The 18,399-nt window shown below is 57.1% G+C and carries 13 protein-coding genes; 5 read left to right on the top strand and 8 right to left on the bottom strand.

Translation table 11 applies throughout. The features are described from left to right. Nucleotides 1-216: 216 nt before the first annotated feature. Nucleotides 217-1,314, top strand: a complete 1,098-nt coding sequence (locus Pla52nx_RS11370; RefSeq protein ID WP_146517845.1) for a redoxin domain-containing protein — start codon at nucleotides 217-219, stop codon at nucleotides 1,312-1,314. A gap of 465 nt (nucleotides 1,315-1,779) precedes the next feature. On the opposite strand, the gene Pla52nx_RS11365 is transcribed toward Pla52nx_RS11370, so the two are convergent. The 4 genes from Pla52nx_RS11365 to Pla52nx_RS11350 form a co-directional block, all read right to left on the bottom strand. Next, nucleotides 1,780-1,998, bottom strand: coding sequence for a hypothetical protein (locus Pla52nx_RS11365; protein ID WP_146517846.1), 219 nt, complete (start codon nucleotides 1,996-1,998; stop codon nucleotides 1,780-1,782). Next, the gene (locus tag Pla52nx_RS11360; RefSeq protein ID WP_146518622.1) at nucleotides 1,995-3,533 is read right to left on the bottom strand and encodes a YeiH family protein; all 1,539 of its coding nucleotides are present in this window, start codon (nucleotides 3,531-3,533) and stop codon (nucleotides 1,995-1,997) included. Before Pla52nx_RS11360 ends, Pla52nx_RS11365 begins: the two co-directional genes overlap by 4 nt. A 217-nt stretch (nucleotides 3,534-3,750) precedes the next feature. Next, nucleotides 3,751-5,025, bottom strand: a complete 1,275-nt coding sequence (serS, locus tag Pla52nx_RS11355) for a serine--tRNA ligase (RefSeq protein WP_146517847.1) — start codon at nucleotides 5,023-5,025, stop codon at nucleotides 3,751-3,753. 87 nt (nucleotides 5,026-5,112) lie between these two features. Next, nucleotides 5,113-6,495 carry a dipeptidase gene (locus Pla52nx_RS11350; protein ID WP_146517848.1) on the bottom strand — a complete coding sequence of 461 codons (1,383 nt, stop codon included), beginning with the start codon at nucleotides 6,493-6,495 and terminating at the stop codon, nucleotides 5,113-5,115. 298 nt (nucleotides 6,496-6,793) lie between these two features. Between Pla52nx_RS11350 and Pla52nx_RS11345 the strand changes: the two genes are divergently transcribed. Both Pla52nx_RS11345 and mtaB read left to right on the top strand, forming a co-directional pair. Next, on the top strand, nucleotides 6,794-7,138 hold the full coding sequence (locus Pla52nx_RS11345; protein ID WP_146517849.1) for an ATP-dependent Clp protease adaptor ClpS: 345 nt from the start codon (nucleotides 6,794-6,796) through the stop codon (nucleotides 7,136-7,138). A 16-nt stretch (nucleotides 7,139-7,154) separates the two neighbouring features. Then, a complete protein-coding gene (gene mtaB, locus Pla52nx_RS11340) occupies nucleotides 7,155-8,468 on the top strand; it encodes a tRNA (N(6)-L-threonylcarbamoyladenosine(37)-C(2))-methylthiotransferase MtaB (RefSeq protein WP_146517850.1) in 1,314 nt (437 codons plus the stop codon). Nucleotides 8,469-9,897: 1,429 nt separating this feature from the next. Here mtaB and Pla52nx_RS11335 read toward each other — a convergent pair. After that, nucleotides 9,898-11,841 (bottom strand): RNA polymerase sigma factor, encoded by a 1,944-nt coding sequence (locus tag Pla52nx_RS11335; protein ID WP_146517851.1) that lies wholly within the window; start codon nucleotides 11,839-11,841, stop codon nucleotides 9,898-9,900. Between the two features lie 226 nt (nucleotides 11,842-12,067). Here Pla52nx_RS11335 and Pla52nx_RS11330 point away from each other — a divergent pair, with 226 nt between their 5' ends. Continuing rightward, nucleotides 12,068-12,964: a DUF4349 domain-containing protein gene (locus Pla52nx_RS11330; protein WP_146517852.1), complete on the top strand. Its 897-nt coding sequence runs from the start codon at nucleotides 12,068-12,070 to the stop codon at nucleotides 12,962-12,964. Nucleotides 12,965-13,517: 553 nt separating this feature from the next. Here the strand turns inward: Pla52nx_RS11330 and Pla52nx_RS11325 are convergent. Together Pla52nx_RS11325 and Pla52nx_RS11320 are read right to left on the bottom strand one after the other, a co-directional pair. Further along, nucleotides 13,518-14,942, bottom strand: coding sequence for an NADH:flavin oxidoreductase (locus Pla52nx_RS11325; protein ID WP_146517853.1), 1,425 nt, complete (start codon nucleotides 14,940-14,942; stop codon nucleotides 13,518-13,520). A 4-nt stretch (nucleotides 14,943-14,946) separates the two neighbouring features. Beyond that, entirely contained in the window at nucleotides 14,947-15,879 is a 933-nt protein-coding gene (locus Pla52nx_RS11320; RefSeq protein ID WP_231741580.1) for a dihydrodipicolinate synthase family protein, read from the bottom strand. 304 nt (nucleotides 15,880-16,183) lie between these two features. Between Pla52nx_RS11320 and Pla52nx_RS11315 the strand changes: the two genes are divergently transcribed. Next, entirely contained in the window at nucleotides 16,184-17,056 is an 873-nt protein-coding gene (locus Pla52nx_RS11315) for a helix-turn-helix domain-containing protein (protein ID WP_146517855.1), read from the top strand. A gap of 125 nt (nucleotides 17,057-17,181) precedes the next feature. Here Pla52nx_RS11315 and Pla52nx_RS11310 read toward each other — a convergent pair whose 3' ends face one another. After that, complete coding sequence (locus Pla52nx_RS11310; protein ID WP_146517856.1) at nucleotides 17,182-18,390, bottom strand: HD-GYP domain-containing protein; 1,209 nt, start codon at nucleotides 18,388-18,390, stop codon at nucleotides 17,182-17,184. Between the last annotated feature and the right edge of the window lie 9 nt (nucleotides 18,391-18,399).

The raw sequence follows: 18,399 nt of genomic DNA, 5'->3' as shown, positions 1-18,399 counted from the left end.
ACAGGAACGTGACTTCAACAGTCAAATAGGGCTCCCCTCTCCCCCAAAAACTGGCGAGCCTAAGCGAGCCAGTTTTTGGGGGAGAGGGGCTGGGGGGCATTCAGTCCGCTCAACGAAATGCATCAAGCGAGTTGCTACGACCAACTCTTTGGCTGCCAGTCGAATGCCCTTGCTATGCCGCACCATTCTCACTCGCAACTCGTCCATCGTGATGCCATGAAAATCGCTCTCGCTTGCTTTGCACTCGCTTTCTCATCTGTCATCTGCACTCAGCCTGCATCTGCCCAGGACGCCACGCCGACGGCGATGCCGCAGACGCCACCTGTGTTGCTGAAGATGATTCGCGACGATGCGGTTCACCAGGAATTGAAACTCAGCGAGCAGCAGGTCGATTCGGTGATGGACGTTTTGCGGGACGTTGACGGCGTTTGGTTTCGCTCACGCAATTTGCCTGTGGATCGCCAGTCCGAACAAGTTCGAATGCTGACGGCGAGGCTGCAATCGAGATTGGATCAGACACTTGATCCCGATCAGCGAAAACGACTCAGTGAACTGACCGTGCAAGCTCTGGGTACGCGGATGATCACCCAGCCACATGTCGTCGAGGCACTGCAAATGCGTGACTCCTTGCGACAAAAACTGCTCGACGAGTTCGTCGAAACCGACCGGAAAGCACTCGAACTGCAGCAGCAACTCAATTCTGGAAAGCTTGACGCGGCGGCAGCGTCTGCGGAGCTTGCTGAACTGGAAGAGGATGAACGAAAGTTGTATGGCGATGCACTGACCAAGCAACAAAGGCTGACGATCGGAACGTTGACGGGGACGCCTTTTGATTTCTCAAAGATCAAACGCACCGAGCCAATGGCACCTGAGTTGATGAGCGAAGGAGTCACTTGGTTGCAGGGTGAACCGACCACGTTGGCCAATTTGAAAGGCAAGGTTGTCGCGGTGCACTTCTACGCGTTTCAGTGCATCAACTGCCAACGAAATCTGCCGCACTACAATGCATGGTATCGTGACTATGCAGACAAAGGCCTCGTCGTGATCGGGATCCAACGGCCTGAGACTTCGGCGGAGCGGGATCCTCAGCGGGTTGCCGCTGCGATGAAGCAGGACCAGTTGGAGTACCCGGTTTTGTTGGACTTGAAATCGTCCAACTGGAATCAGTGGGCCAATACGAAGTGGCCGACCGTTTATTTGATCGACAAAGAAGGGTTTCTGCGACGTTGGTGGCAAGGCGAAATGAATTGGCAGGGCACGCCGGGTGAGCAGCAAATGCGTCAAACCCTTGAGCAAATGCTGGCCGAAGAATGAACAGCCACACGCCGACGCGCCGCTGACGTTGGTTGTTGCCGCACGCTGGGCTTCCCTTCGTTTGACCCGTAGCCGAAGGCGTAGGAGACGCTACCAAACGCATGGCACCGCAGACCCAATGCCGCTTCCGCCTACGCCTTCGGCTGCGGGTCAAACGGAACTTGGTTGGGCTGTTCAAAATTGTGGTTGTCGCACTGTGGCGCGCCGCTAAGTTTCTGACACCTCTCCCGACGCAACCGGGAGAGTTTGCAGTAGCCTAGCACGGCACAAAGCGTATGGTTTGTGTATGGGCGGATGGTGGTGACGTTGTCGCCTGCGGCTTGGCGTTAAACGATTGTCGCTCGACTTTCCAAGTCGATAGCGTGCCCCGCCAAACGTTCTGCCATCCCTAATCATTAACTTGCGCAGACAGGCCCTCGAAAATCCCTTCGTGGAGGTAACAGCGGACGAACATCCCTACCGAAATCAGTGATCGATTCGGCTGAGGTAGTCGTCCATCGAATCAAGTTCGGTATAGAACATCGCCGCCGGATCGATTCGCTTTTCGTCGAGCCAACGAATGCGTGCTTCCACGACGTCCTGCTTTGCCAATCGCGGCAACACGATCAGCCAAACAAACGCCATCACGCAGACGACCAGGGCCAGCTTGGTCCATCCGCTGGCATTCTTGCGTTCGCTGGTCATGGCGACACCACGTCCTTGAAGACGACTTCGAACATCAACCAAGCCATCGCCAACGTCAGGATCAAATTCAGACTTTGACCGCAGACGTACAGGATCATCGGCTTGCCGCCTTTGAAATACGGCATCAATTCGCGGAAATTGGTTTGCAAACCGATGGAAACAAACGCCATGCAGAAGAGCCAACTGCGAATCGTTTTCGTGCTGTCCTTGATCATCGCGGACACCATCTCCGGCCCCAGCGGCAGCACGGCGTGCAAGATCGAAAAGACGATCGAAGCAACCACAAAACCGATGACGAATTTCGGAAATCGATACCAAATCTCCATCGCACTGGGGCGTGGAGCCGATGGGTCTCGCTCCACAGAGGTGACCCAATAAACGGCCACGCAGAACGCGGTGACACCGATCAAGATGTTTTGGATCATCTTCACCGCCGAAGCGACTTCCAACGCTTCGTCGCCCAACGTTGCCCCTGCTGCTGCAACAGCACCGGTCGCATCGATCGTTCCGCCCAACCATGCTCCGCCGAGCGTCGGACTGAGATCCAAGAACTTGATCACCATCGGCAACACGACCATCATCACCACGGTGAACGAAAGTGAGAGTCCGATCGCCAGTGACAATTCTTCCTTCTTTGCCTTGCACGCCGCCGCGGTCGCGATCGCGGCCGAGACGCCGCAGACGGACATGTCCGCTGCGATCACCATGTTCAGCGAACGCGACTCCATCTTGAGCACTTTCTGGCCAAAGATGTACGTGGTGATCAACACGATGGGCGTGACCACCCAAGCGACGAAGACACCCGGCAAGCCGAGGGCGACCAGTCGACTCATCAAGACCTCCGCCCCCAGCAGCACCAATCCAGTCTTGATGTAAAACTCGGTGAGCACGGCCGGGCCCAACCACTTTGGCGTGCCGATGGTATTGCTGATGATCAACCCGACCAACAAAGCCCACAAAGCGTATTCGAGATTGTAGGCCTTGATCACACTCTGGCCGGACAGCACATAGGCAACAGTCGCCAGGGCAAAGACGACGGGAAACGCTGTCAAGAATTTTCTAGCCGACTGACCTCTGATGTGGATCGCGCCCGCGAACAGCAATCCGATCACCAGAAACGATCCCAGTGTCCCGTAGATGGTATTGACGGCTTTGGGTGGTTTCGGCGGAGACTTTTCCGCGGCGGCTTCGGGCTTGGCGGCTTCGGGCTCAGTTGCTTCAGGCTTGGCGGCCTCCTTGGGCTCGCTCTTTTCCCCCCACCGCTCGGCTGCTTCCGCGTTCGCTTTCTTCTTTGCCTCGGCCGCCTCCTGTTCCCATTGAGCGACGACCTCCACTGGCGTGTAAAACGCATGCAGCGGGTTCTCACGCCATGTGCTTGGTTTGGACAGCCAAGGCTTCAGCGGCGAGGAGACGGAGACTTTTTCTTTGCTGCCCGGCGGTGGTGGATCGGGAGCGTTCATCCAGACGGCGATAAAGCCAACGATCAGCAGGAGACCGGCGCACCAGATGGCCCACCAGTCCTCCGACGTTCTCATGTCCTGCCAGAGCGAAGGATTTCGATTGCCGAGTTCCAACTCGGACACCGCCTGAGTCGTTTCGAGGTTGTCGGTCGACTCAGTGGTGGGATCTGCGTTGGTTGCGTCGTTTTGATCGGTGTTGTCGTCCACGGTCAGGCTGCATCCAATTCCGGAGGAGGGAGAGTAGGTGGGATGCCCCAGAGTTTAGCCGGTTTACGGCTCGACGACAGCACGATCAGCCGATCACGTCGGTTCCCATCCAAGGTCTCAGCACGGTGGGCACGTTGATGGTGCCATCGGCGCGCTGGTGGTTCTCCAGTACCGCGATCATGGCTCGCCCGGTCGCGACGGCGGTGCCGTTGAGCGTGTGGACAAAGTGCGTTCCCTTCTCGCCTGCTTTCTTGAATCGCACATTCAAGCGTCGGGCTTGGTAGTCCGTGCAATTGCTCGTGCTGGTGACTTCGCCCCAGTCGCCGCCGTCGCCGCGTCCTGGCATCCAGGCTTCCAAGTCATACTTGCGGTACGCCGGTCCGCCCAAGTCTCCACTGGCGGTATCGATCACACGATAGGGGACTTCCAGTGCGTCAAAAATCTCACATTCCAGGCCACGCATCTCTTCGTGTACCGCATCGCTTTGTTCGGGCGTCGTGAACGCGAACATCTCGACTTTGGTGAACTGATGGACGCGGTACAAACCTTTGGAGGCTCGTCCCGCCGCGCCGGCTTCCGTGCGAAAGCAGTGGCTCAAGCCGCAGAGTTTCAACGGCAACTCCTCTGCAGTCATTGTTTGCCCGGCCATCATACCGCCCAAAGTGATCTCGGCGGTGGCGACCAAGTTCAGCTCGGTGTTCTCGATGCTGTAGATCTGCGTCTCAGGCCCGCGAGGATTGAATCCCGTGCCGTGCAGCACGCTGGTGAGCGCCAAGTCGGGCGTCGAAACCGGCGTGAATCCTTTGTCGGCAAGAAAGCTGATGGCAAATTGTTGGAGCGCAAGGTCCAATCGCACCGCGGCGTTTCTCAGGAAGTAAAACCCGGCACCGGCCACACGCGCACCGGCTTCGAAGTCGAACAGGTCGTGCTTTTCATTCAACTCCAAGTGATCCAGCGGCTGGAAATCGAAACTCGGTTTCGCCGTCGCGCCGAAACAAAGCTCCGTCGCGTCGTCTTCGCCACCGGTGGGAACATCCGGGTGCGTCATGTTGGGAATCAGCGTCTGCAACGCGACGATCTCCGCTTCCAGCTCGTCGTGCTCGCTCTGCGCAGCATCCTTTTGCTCTCGCAGTTCGCGGCCGCGTGCGATCAACTGTTGGCGTTCGTCGTTATCCTTGGCCGCAGGAATCTGCTTGCTGCACTCGTTGGCTTGACGATTCAATTCCTGCGAGAGCTGCAGCTTTTCCAGACGTTTGGCATCCAGTTCGATGATGCGGTCGATGTCGCAGGGCACTCCGCGGCGCTCGCAGTTTTCGCGAACGGCATCGGGATTCTCCAGGATGAGTTTTCGGTCCAACATGGTGAGGATTTGGCTTTACGGAGGCAGATGGGAAACGGGAGCAAGTGTTTTCGAATCGCAGCGTACGGATTATGGCAAACTCGGCGATCACGTGTTCGCGTTGAGTTTGCCGATTTCGTCCCACAGGATTGCCGATGCCTGGATTCCACGAAAGTAGTCGTCCACACGAAACTTTTCGTTAGGGCTATGAGCGTTATCGTCACTCAGGCCCCAGCCCAGCAGCAAGCAATCGCAACCCAGCACTTCCTGGAACCGGGTGACGATCGGAATCGAGCCGCCTTCGCGGATCAAGACCGGGGAGACCCCAAAGGCTTGTTCGATCGCGTCGCTGGCGGCTTTCATGAACGGGCTGTCGGTATTGGCAAGCATCCCGACGGCACCGTGACCGCACTTCAATGACCAGCGGACGCCGGTCGGAGTGTGTTGATCCAGATGCTTTCGCAATCCCGCAGTGACCTTTTCGGGGTCTTGGTCGGGCACCAATCGAAAACTGAACTTCGCCGATGCCGTTGCCGGGATGATCGTCTTGCCGCCTTCGCCCTGATGCCCGGATGTCAATCCGTTGATGTCGAACGTTGGTCTGGCCCATCGTCGCTCGTTGGTCGAAAAGCCCAATTCGCCCGCCAACTCATCCACTCCGATGGCTTTGGCGAAGGCATCGTCGTCTTGAGGCAGGTCCTGCCACTGACGTCGTTCGGTATCGGTCAAGTCACGGACGTCATCGTAGTAGCCGGGGATCTGAATGCGACCCTCCGAGTCGATCAACGAAGAGAGCATCTGCGTCAGAGCGATCGCGGGATTCATGACCGCACCGCCGAAGGAACCGCTGTGCAGGTCCTGGCTGGGGCCGTCCACCTGCAATTCGTAGGTTGCGATGCCACGCAATCCGTACGTGATCGCAGGCTGTCCGTCCGCGTACTGGCTGCTGTCACTGATCACGACGCAATCGCACGCCAAGCGTTCACGCAGCTCGGGCAGCAAACGTTCCAAGTTCGCACTGCCGATTTCTTCTTCACCCTCGATCAAGAACTTGATCTGCAACGGCAGCGGTCGCCCGGTTTCCAGCCAACGACAAACGCTCTGAACATGCGTCAGCAACTGGCCTTTATCATCCGTCGCGCCACGAGCGTACAAGTTGCCGTCTCGCACCTCGGGTTCAAACGGCGGAGTCGTCCACTGGTTCAGCGGTTCAGCGGGTTGGACGTCGTAGTGGCCGTAGACCACGACCGTCGGTGCTCCTGGGACCGGCGGCGTCTCGGCCAAGACCATCGGATGGCCTTCGGTGGGCAAAATCTCCACGCTCAGACCGGCACCGGACAACTTGTCTGCAATCCACTGGCAGGCTTTCTGGGTGTCATCGATGTGGCGACTGTCGCTGCTGACGCTGGGAATTCGTAGCCACTGGATCAAGTCATCCAGCAGCCGTTGTTGATCGGATTGCAATGTGTCCAGTAGCTCGGAAACCGACATGTGGCGACCCGTCTGTATGTGGCCAATAAGGATTTCCCCCGTCGAAAAGGGCGTTTTGGGGAACCAAATGGACAAAAAACGCGTCCTTGGGTTCGGATCAAACCGTCCGAAGCGGGGGAGGAAAAAACGAGCGGAAATATTCGATCCGGTGCTGTAGACCAACATTCCACGGCGCTACAATAGAGGCCGACGAGGGTTCACTCAATATCACCGCCGCAGCCGAATGTGCTGCGGCGAGTCGTTTTGGCGTGTGGCCAGCCCTGCGTCGTCCAATACCAGTTGCATGGAGCAAGAGAAAATGGCTGATCAGCCCTTGGTTGCCGAGCCGATTGTTCGAACGAAAACCGACGAAAAGTCGAATCGCAAGCGTAAGAAGCAGCCTCGTTACAACGTGATTCTGTGGGACGATTCCCATCACACGTATGACTACGTGGTCTCGATGATGAAAGCTCTGTTTCGTCATCCGATCGAAAAAGGATTCCAAATCGCCAAAGAAGTCGACACGTCCGGCCGCGCGATCTGCTTGACCACGACCATGGAACATGCAGAGCTGAAACGCGACCAGATCCACGCGTTCGGCAAAGACGAATTGAGCTCCAACTGCAAAGGCAGCATGTCGGCGACGATCGAACCGGTCGAGTGATCGCCTTTCTGTTTTCATGAGTGCCAAGTTACGAACCACGACGCTGGGCTGCAAAGTCAACCAGTACGAGACCGAATTGGTCCGACAGGGTTTGCAGCGCGTCGGGTTCCAGGACTGCCAGGGCGATGAGCCCGCCGATGTCTGCATCGTCAATACTTGTACGGTCACCCATCAAGGTGACGCAAAGAGCCGACAAGTGATCCGACGCTTGGCACGCGAAAACCCCGATGCACGCATCGTCGTGATGGGCTGCTACGCGACACGGGCGCCGGAGGAAGTCGCCTCGTTGCCGGGTGTCGTCGACGTGGTGACCGACAAACGGGAACTGCCCGACCTGATGTCACGCTTCGGCGTCATCGATGTGCCCACGGGGCTCGATGGTTTCTCCGGTCGTCATCGCGCGTACGTCAAAGTCCAAGACGGATGCTTGTTGCGTTGCAGCTATTGCATCATCCCCCATGTCCGTCCCAAACTTTACTCGCGTCCGATGAACGAGATCGTTGAGGAAGTCGAACGGTTGGTCGACGCGGGACATCGCGAAGTTGTCTTGACGGGCATTCACTTAGGGCACTACGGCGTCGATTGGAATCGCAATCAACCTCGCGAAAACTGGACGCGGCTGGCGCATCTCTTGAAACAACTTTGTAGTCTGTCGGGCGAGTTTCGCATTCGCCTCAGTAGCATCGAAGCGACGGAGACGACACGGGAACTGATCTCGGTCATGGCGGATCATGGCGATCGCATCGTTCCGCACGTTCACTTGTGTCTGCAAAGCGGCAGTGACAGCGTGTTGCGTCGCATGCGCCGCCGCTGGGGCACTCGCATGTTCTTGGACCGGTGTCGATTGCTTCGAGAGGCGTTGCCCGATCCTTCAATCACGACCGATGTGATTGTCGGGTTTCCCGGCGAAACCGACGCCGAGTTTCAACAGACGATGGACACTTGCCGAGCCGCTGGTTTTTCCAAGATCCACGCGTTTCCCTTCAGCCCTCGACGTGGCACCCCCGCGGCGGAGATGGAAGACCAGATTTCTGCGGACGTTCGCAGCGAGCGTATGGATGAGCTGATCTCACTGGAAGCAGAACTGCGATCGGAGTACTGTCATGCGATGGTGGGCAGCGAAGTCCAATTGCTGGTCGAGTCGAACACACCAATGGCGGAGCTTGGACCATCGAACGGCAACCCTGCGAAATTGTTGCGAGGAACCACCGGGCGGTTCGTTCCGGCGGAGTTGATCACGAGCAACCCGGCTTTCGGTAAAGGGTCGCTGATCACGGCCAAGGTCGCTAACAGCGACGGCGAAAAATGGACGATCGCCGAGTCGAATTGAGGAGCGATAGTCGCTCGACTTTCAGGACGTGAAGAGAATAGAAGGCAAATTCGCCGGTGCGATTCCCTGTGCCCTGAAAGGGCTTGATATAACAGCCCAGGGCAAAGCGAAGCGACGCCCTGGGTTCATATTATCCAGGCCCTGTCAAACCCTGAAGGGGTGAAACAATCTCACCGATCAGGCATTGCTGATAATCCGCACCTTGTCATACCGACACGGTACATGTTCGCCATTTCTCGTTCCTTGGCAGATTATGTGTGTGCTTGGCGATTTGCGTTGTGCAACCGCAAGGTGACGCACGCTAACGACTCGGAGAGTCGAGCGACTATTTCGCGTCTCGGAGAGACGCGTGATAGTCGCTCGATCTTCCAGATCGACAGCGTGCCCTGCTATCTGGTCGAGCGTTTGGTGAACGAGTTTGACACCTGTTGATGTGTGTCTGGCGATTGGCGTTGGGCAATCGCATGGTGCGGCACGCTAACGACTCGGAGAGTCGAGCGACTATTTCGCGTCTCGGAGAGACGCGTGATAGTCGCTCGATCTTCCAGATCGACAGCGTGCCCTGCTATCTGGTCGAGCGCTTGGTGAACGAGTTTGACACCTGTTGATGTGTGTCTGGCGATTGGCGTTGGGCAATCGCACGTTGCGGCACGCTAACGACTCGGAGAGTCGAGCGACTATTTCGCGTCTCGGAGAGACGCGTGATAGTCGCTCGATCTTCCAGATCGACAGCGTGCCCTGCTATCTGGTCGAGCGTTTGGTGAACGAGTTTGACACCTGTTGATGTGTGTCTGGCGATTGGCGTTGGGCAATCGCAAGGTGCCGCACGCTAACGACTCGGAGAGTCGAGCGACTATTTCGCGTCTCGGAGAGACGCGTGATAGTCGCTCGATCTTCCAGATCGACAGCGTGCCCTGCTATCTGGTCGAGCGCTTGGTGAACGAGTTTGACACCTGTTGATGTGTGTCTGGCGATTGGCGTTGGGCAATCGCACGTTGCGGCACGCTAACGACTCGGAGAGTCGAGCGACTATTTCGCGTCTCGGAGAGACGCGTGATAGTCGCTCGATCTTCCAGATCGACAGCGTGCCCTGCTATCTGGTCGAGCGCTTGGTGAACGAGTTTGACACCTGTTGATGTGTGTTTGGCGATTGGCGTTGGGCAATCGCATGGTGCGGCACGCTAACGACTCGGAGAGTCGAGCGACTATTTCGCGTCTCGGAGAGACGCGTGATAGTCGCTCGATCTTCCAGATCGACAGCGTGCCCTGCTATCTGGTCGAGCGCTTGGTGAACGAGTTTGACACCTGTTGATGTGTGTTTGGCGATTGGCGTTGGGCAACCACATGGTGCGGCACGCTAACGACTCGGAGAGTCGAGCGACTATTTCGCGTCTCGGAGAGACGCGGCTACGTGTTTCGGTAACCGACGTTAAAAGAATCCGCCGCCGCCGGGGGGACCTTGTTCTTTCGCCGGCGGCAGTTTGACTTCCTCTACCTCCGGTTCCATGCCGAAGTGCGCTTGACGAAGGGTTTCGATCAACGATTCGATGCGGAGATGGTTGGGGAAGTTCGTGCTGATGACAATGGTCGGTCGATTGGTGGGGTACGGCGCGATCGTCGACGTCCCTCCAAGAGACTCCCACGAGTCAGGCTCGATGGACGTTTCAATCAATTGGATCAGGCTGTCGTAATTATTCGCCATGCCGATTCCTTCCAGCCAATACACTCGCGTCATCAGCGATCCATCGGCTGCATCCACGGTTGTGACGGTCAACTGATTGTTGGTCGCGGTCAGCGTCAAATCCAATTCCTGGAGCATCAGGTTGATCAAGTCGAGCGCCTTTTTATCGGAGGCGTCGAGAGTGACAGGTTCGTCGGTCGTCAGTCCGATCTCTTCCAACGCTCGTTTATCGATCAGAATCTGCATGCCCAGTTCTTCGCTCATTACATCCAAGGCTTCGACGAGTGGCGTATCGATGAACTCCACTGAAACTTTCTTGTTCAATGCATCAGCGATTTCCGTCATCGACTGCTCCTCCAAAGCGATCCAACGACTGGTGCCGATTCCTTGATGCACCAAGACATTCGGGTCCGCGGTGATGACCAAGCCCTCGTTCTCTATCACTGCTTTCAATCCCAAAGGCGACAGCAGCTTGCGAAGCGCAGCTCGCAGCGGTTCCTCTTTACCGGAATACTTCACCGCAGCCCCCAAGTCGGCTTCGGCAAACGCGATACCCCGCTGATCCATGATCACGGGAATCCCCAGTTGCGTTTGCAGTTCCGTGGCAAGATCGCCAACGGTTCCCGTCAACGAAAGATCTTTGGATTCGTCCATCATCTCTTCGACCTGCGACGCGACAGCGGTCGTCGGCTTTGCGGGCAGGACGCGGACTTCTTTGCCGACGATTTGCCCATTGGTGACACTCATGCCACCGCCGCCCATTCCACCCATGCCACCGCCGCCGAATTGAGCGGTCACGGGTGATTCATCGGCCGGCAAGGCGATCGCGGCAACGGTTTGTTTCGTTTGCTCGGCATGCCCGGTCTGATCGGGCATCGTCATCCAAAAGGCGAGGGAACCGAAGGCCAGCACGCCAGCGGTGGTTGCAAGGGTTGTCATCAGGGTCGCTCCAGAAGAAAAGAAAGGCTCGGGCGGGGGAATAGGCGTGGGAGGCGGCGGCAAATCAGGTCCGGCGGTCAAGCGAATCAATGCATCGCCCGCGCTGGCGGCTTGCGCGTGTGAGACCATCGTGGCGCTGGCTGCAGCAAAGGCGACGACGGGGACCAAGCCGCGGCGTCGCAGTCTTGCCGCCAACATTTTCTTGCCGCGATGCAGCCGACCGCGGATGCTGCCAAGCGTCGTCTGAAACTGCTCGGCCATGCGTTGCAGCGAACAGTCATCGCTCATGTGCATGACCAAGACGGCTCGGTAGGACTCCGGCAAACTCGCCAGTTCCTCATCCATCACGATCGCTTCGTGCTGACGCGTGATCTGTTCCAGCGGATCGGTCGTCTTTGCTGCAGGCTCGATCATGGCAGAGTTTTCTGTGTTGTGCATCCGCAAAGTTGCCATCGCAGATCGCTGCGCGACCCGATGCAACCAGCCCGGCAGCCGCTCGGGATGGCGGATGGAGCGACCACGGTGGGCGAGGTGCAAAAAAGTGGATTGATACGCATCGTCGACGTCGGCCGGTGTCCGGCAGCGACGCTGACAAACGCTCAACACCATCACGCTGTATCGCCGCACCAACTGCGCAAAGGCATCGTGATGCGAGTCACGAAACCAAGCGTCCAGCAATTCGCCGTCGGATCGCTGGTTCAGCGATTCGGGGGTGACCGGCTGGTCATCGGTTGTTTGCGGTTGAGTCATCATGGTGTCACCGATGTAGTGCGACGAGAAAGCGGAGGCGCACGCAAAAAAATCTGAATCACCAGATTTTCCAGAAAAGACCGCGTTTTGCAGTCCTTCAGTTTAGTGGGAATCCGCCCGCGATGGAGTTTTGGCTGTTTTCGAAATCCGAAACGTCACGTGTGTCGTCTTCTCTGTGACTCAGGATTCTTTCGAAATTCGCTTCGTCACATTTTAGCAGGACACTCCCATGGCGCCCTCTCATCGTCGCATCAGCCTGCCCCTTCTGACGGTGTTCTGTTTCTGGATATCGGGGTGCGGCGCCAATCCGTACGAGCAAATAGGGCAATCGCACGGCTACGATTCGGTGGATACCGAGTCGCTGGACTACGATGATGTGACGACTTCGAGCAACGAGAAAGCGTCAAGCGAAGCAGTCCAACTGGTGTCGACGTCCGGCTCGGCTGCTGACGCAAATCGGCGCATCATCTATACGTCCACGATCGGATTGATCGTACAAGACTACACCGCTTTCGAGTCCGCGCTGCCTCGACTCGTCAGTCAGTTGGGCGGCTATATCAGCAAACGGGACACGAATCGGCAGTACAGCGACCAACAATCGGGCAGTTGGATCGTCCGCGTCCCCGTGGAAAACTACCACGACCTGATGGGCGGTGTTGCCGAGCAAGGATTCGCGGAATCGCGTCAAGAAAACGCGCAAGATGTGACGGAAGAGTTCGTCGACATCACGGCGCGTGTCGCCAACAAACGTGAACTTGAAAAACGTATCCTCAAGATGCTGGACGAGCGCACGGGCAAGTTGACCGATGTGCTGTCCATCGAGAATGAATTGGCTCGCGTGCGTGAAGAAATCGAACGCATGGAAGGACGCATGCGATACTTGTCCGATCGAACCACCTTGGCAACCGTAACGATCAACTGCCGAGAACGTGCCGAGTACCAACCCGCCGCAGCACCCACGTTCGCTTCACGAATCGGTGACTCTTGGGTGGGCTCGCTCGGATCGTTGTTGGCCTTGTTTCAGCAGTTGGTCATCTTTGTCGTCGCAATCATCCCGTGGCTGGCCTTGGTGCTGCCGGCTGTGTACATCGCACGGCGCGTGAAGGGAATGCGTGTTGCGGCGTGAAGCTGGGCAAGACGCTGGGCTGTCAAAACGTTGGGGTTGTGTCTTTTTGGGTTTGCGCGGATTCATGTCCCCACTGCCGGCGCAGCTGGTGGTCCCAGTGAGCCTCAGGCGCTAGCCGTGGGCCTGAAGCGGATTGTGGTGCCCGCCCACGGCTAGCGCCTGAAGCGGATTGTGGTGCCGGCCCACGGCTAGTGGCCTGTTGATTTAATCGAAATTGGGAACGCAAGGGTGAGCCGTGGGCCGTAAGGCACCGGCCAATGCGGTAGGCCCGGCCGCTTACGCGTCGCGGCTCACTAAATCAACGGCCCACTAGCGCCTGAGGCGGATTGTGGTGCCGGCCCACGGCTAGCGCCTGAGGCTCACTTTGATTGCGATGCATGGAACAAAAACATACACTGAAAAATCAATGCCAACACCAAATTTGAACAGCCCAGTCCCTGTAGCGAAGAACCGTGTCGATGGTTCGTAACCTCGTCCACTACAGGTAAATCAAACGCCGCTGCCGCCTGCGCCGTTGGCTACGGGTCAAACGGGGAACAGCGTTCCCTTGCACTCACGCTTCTTTCTTCAATGCGTTCAACTGATCCCTTTCTGGCATCGCTTTGTAGAACGGGTCCAACGGATAACAGCCGCTGACGATTCCATTTCGCGGTGCCGTCGTGCAATCGCTGAACGTTCGACAGACCTTCTTGCGCGTCATCGTTTTTCCGGCAATCACATCGGCGGGCAAATCGGGATACGACAGCACCATCCGTCCCAGACCGACCGAGTCCACCGCACCGGTTCGCACAGCGGCTTGGGCGACGTTGGGCAGCCAGTCCTGTAGATAGGTGTAGCCCGAACCGACGAAGAATAAATCGGGATGACGACGTTTCAGTTCGGCGGTCGCCGCGATTTGTCTGGCAACGCCTACCAACGGATCTTCCGGCGGCTGATATCCGTCACTCGGTGGAAAGTACGCAGGACGTTGGATGTGGGGATTGTAGTAGGGGCTGCCCGCAGTCGTGCAGACCAAGCGGATGCCGAGTTCTTTGAGCAAGTCCATGAACTGAGACGGCTCATCCAAATCGATCTTGCTGCCACTGGCGTCGCTACCAAAAGCCAAACGACCATCCGCTGAGGGCTCCGGAACTCCGGTTCCGTCTGGCCCTTTGGTGTAAGGCAGAAAATCGAAGATGCTGACACGGACACCCATCTTCAGCCCGGGGGCTTCCGTGCGGATCCCCGAAACGATCTGTCGCAAGAATCGTGTTCGGTTCTCAAAGCAGCCGCCGAACTGGCCCACCCGGTCCACTCCACTGAGCAGCTCATGCCCCAAGTAGCCGTGGCAGTGTTTGATATCGACAAAAGTGAATCCGATTTTCTGGGCAAGCACGGACGCGGCGACAAAATCGTCGATCAGTCGTTTCAAATCGTCGTCAGACAACAACGCCGAGTCGTCATGGATATTCAATCGTGCATCCAAAACAGGATTACGCTGCGCGGTACGTGGTTCGGCTTTGCTCTTTTCGTTCGGACGAGCAAAGCGTCCCGAATGGGTCAACTGCAGACCGACCAGCAAGTCGCCGTCGTCGGCGAAATGTTCAAAGTGTGCGTCGGCCAACTCGTTGCGTAGCGACTCGATGTCGGATGCGTTGTCGGCCGTCATGCACAGTTGATTGGGGTTGGCTCGGCCGTCATGCCGGACCGCCACCGCTTCCCCACCCCACATCAACTTGGCACCGCTGAGACCAAAATTCCGCCAACGCCGTCGCGTCAACTCGGTCGGTTTCCCGTCGGCTGTTCCGTCCCAGCCTTCCATCGGCAAGATGCAAAATCGATTTCCGATTCGCATCCCATCGACCGACGCGGCCTGAGCAAGCACGCTGCTCTCACCCGATTGAACTTCCGCATCACTCTCCAAATCGATTCCCAGTTCTCGAAGTCGATTCACGAACTCGTCGTGTGTCTTCAGGCTTGCTACTCTTGGAAATGCCATTGCTCTATGCCTCCATCAATCGGTTCAGATCGGTCGAAATACTCTGCAGCACTTCCAGGTCACTTTCAGCGCGGGTGGGAGATCCAGGATAAGTTCGATCGGTTGCGATCCGGCCGCGCAAGTTCAAGAACATGGCGGCGGAGTGTTTGTAGGCGGGTACCGGGGGACGAAACGTGTACGCGCCCAAATACTGCAGCAAATCGTTCAACTCATAGAACCCTGGATCGCCACTTTCCCACATCGCATCGCGACGAGCAAAGGCGTCCGGGGCAAAGGTGCTCAGTCCCAGCAAGTAGTCGCTGCCGTACATCACCATGTCGATCGCCAGATCATTCCCCGTCAGAACTTTGAAATCGGGACGAACACGATCGCGAAGCTGCAATCGTTGCCACTCCAGTTCTCGTCGCAACGACGAATGTTTTGCACCCACGCAACCAGGAATCTGCATCAACTGCTCGTACACGTCCAATGAATAGATCTTGCCCAACGGCAAGAACACATCAGAAAGTTCGAACGCAATGAACGTGTCGCAACTGGCCGCCAGTGTCTGATAACCAGAAACGATCTGATCATCCGATTGGCCGGTCAAGCCAAAAGACTGAAAGAAGACTGGTGTTCCGCCGTGCTGTTGAATCTGCTCCGACCCTCTGCGGTATGCGTCCGCATCAAAATCGCTGTCGGGTTGGTCGGCGACATAGACACCGGCAACATACCCACCACTCCCTGCGAGCGTTTGAGTTCGCTGCAAGACGCTTTGTCGCGTCGCCTCGTCGATCAAGTTCCCGTATCCGGTGTCCATGTTCACCGCCGGGATCAACCCCGCGTCGAGCGTCAACCGCACATGTGACTCAAACCCGGTCCAATCCACCGAGTCATCGGCAAGCAGGGGCAGCAAAATCGCGGACATCCCCGTGATCTTGCGTCGGGGACGGAGCATGGAAATCGGATCAATGGACATGTGGCGAGAACCCGTTTTTTGCGTTTTGGGAAATGGTTTGCATGAAAGTAGTTGTTTTGCAGTCTTTTGTCGAGGAAAATTGGGCAAACAAGATATTGCAAATCGGGCAAATGAATCCCGAGTGAGTTGAGACGCTATGGCCAGTGTCGCGAGTTGAGCTTCGATACCAGCACGAAGCGCAAGCGAGTGACTCACTGTGTTTTTTTCACTCGCTTGCGCTTCGTGCTGGTATTTGCATCGTTTCCAATCGAGGTCCATTTACGATCGCAGCACCAGAGAAAGCATGAAAAACACGCCAGACACGCGGGCGCTACGAGACCGGCCGGTCGATGAGACGCTGCCGAGCTACGGTGTGGCGATCCTGGAAAGTCATCACTCGCCGCAGTTCACGATGCAGTGGCGCACCCACAGCTTCATCAAGATCGTCTACGTGCTACGCGGCAGCGGCCGATTCGAGTTTCCGACTCAGACGATCCCGTTTCGCGCAGCAGACGTGATCGTTGTTCCACCCGAGACGGCCAATCGTATCGTTGACGACCATGACAGTGCCTCCAGCTTGTATGTCTGCTGCATTCGAACGGACCTGCTGGATTTCGACCGATCGATTCTGTCCCGCATGTGTTTGTGCCAGCACGATGCGGGGCCACCGGAGTCCAATCGTATCGCGACGCTGATGCGTCGGATGAGGCATGAGCAAACTCGAGGCGATGACAGCGTGTCCCTATCGATCGTCGCCGATGCGCTGCGGTTGCTCGCGTGGGTATCGCGTCGGTCTCAAGAGAGTTTCATGCAGCGACGTAGTGAGTCTGCGGATCACGATGCGATGCGGGAGTACGTTCGTCGTTTGGACTCCGAGTTCTTTGAAGCCCGCTCGATCGATGAGGCGGCAGAGGAACTCGGTATTTCGCGTCGCAGCTTTACCTCTCAGTTTCATTCGATCACGGGAGAAACATGGCTGCATCGTGTACGACGCTTGGCGATTGCACATGCCAAGAAACTGTTAAGCGACTCGGAGTTGCCGGTTGCTTCGGTCGCCTTTGAATGTGGGTTCAACGACCTATCGACCTTCTACCGCCAATTCAAATCGCAAACCGGCAGATCGCCAAGCCGTTATCGAAAAGACGCCAGGGCGAACCGGAGCGGACGGCATTGCTAAACGCCCTGAGCCGCTGGCCGTCAGGCCACGGGTGTCGGTGCGTTGGGGTGTTATATCGCTGCTGAGCCAACACAGATGCATTCTTTTTGCGAGTCTCGGAGAGACTCGCCTACGTGGCTTCCCAATCACTCGACGTCGGCGAAATCGATTTGGGTTTGCACGATGCGATCGACGGCTGCAAAGAATGCTTCGATGCATTTGGGGTCGAAGTGCTGACCGCTGCCTTCCCGCATGATGCTGAAGCATTTGTCCAAGGGGAACGCGGGCTTGTAAGGTCGTTTGCTGCTCAGCGCGTCAAACACATCGGCCACGGCGGTGATTCGACCTTCCAACGGAATGTTCTCTCCTGACAAACCGAGCGGGTAGCCGGAGCCGTCCCATTTTTCGTGGTGCGTCAACGCAATTCGTTGTGCCATCTCCAAGATCGGTGACTCGGTGATTCCGAGAATTTTGGCTCCCAGCTCGGCGTGGTTGCGAACGATGCTGGATTCCTCAGCCGTCATCGGCGTGACGATGCGTTTTCCGAACCCGCAGTGACGCTGCATGTACTCGAATTCTTCGGCGGTCAGTTTTCCTGGTTTCAGCAGGATGTTATCCGGCACACCGATCTTGCCGACGTCGTGCAACTGGGCAGCGGGCTCCAGGATCTCGAGATAGTTGGCGTCGAGTCCCATTTGCTGCCCGATGATTCGCGCGTAGCGACCGACTCGCAACACATGGTTTCCTGTATCGTCGTCTCGGAATTCCGCCGCACGCGCGAGGCAGTTGATGACTTCCATCCGGGACGCTTCCAACTGCTTGGTGCGTTCACGGACGGCGGTTTGCAGCATTTGAGATTCGTTCTCGAGCCGATCGTGGTAGGCCTTGACGGACAGCGTGTTCTGAATCCGCGCGGTCAATTCGACGCGACTGACGGGTTTCTGCAAGAAATCGGTAGCGCCCAGTTTCAACGCATGAAGGCGTGTTTCGTCATCGGCGTTGGCGGTCAGCACGATGACGGGCAAGGTAGCTGAGTGCCGACTGCCTCGGATCGCACGCAACACGTCCAGTCCGTTCATCACGGGCATTTGGACGTCGAGCAAGACGATGTCGACGTCGTTTTTCTCCATCAGTTGCAGGGACTGAACCGGATCGGTCGTCATCAAAAACTGCTTGTAGCCGTCCATGCTCAAATAGCCACGGATGACGTCCAAGTTCAATTCTTCGTCATCCACCATCAGGATTCGGATGTCGCCTGGATCCCAGGTCTGCGACGCGCGGGGCGTGCTGACCGGGATGGATCCGACGGTGATGGTCGAGAAGTGATCGGAGACGTGGTTGGTGTGGTTTTGCATTGCAATACG

It is taken from the genome of Stieleria varia (genome assembly GCF_038443385.1).
Lineage (GTDB): Bacteria > Planctomycetota > Planctomycetia > Pirellulales > Pirellulaceae > Stieleria > Stieleria varia.
Note: the sequence above shows the minus strand (reverse complement) of the source record. Positions and strands in the feature narration are given on the sequence as shown.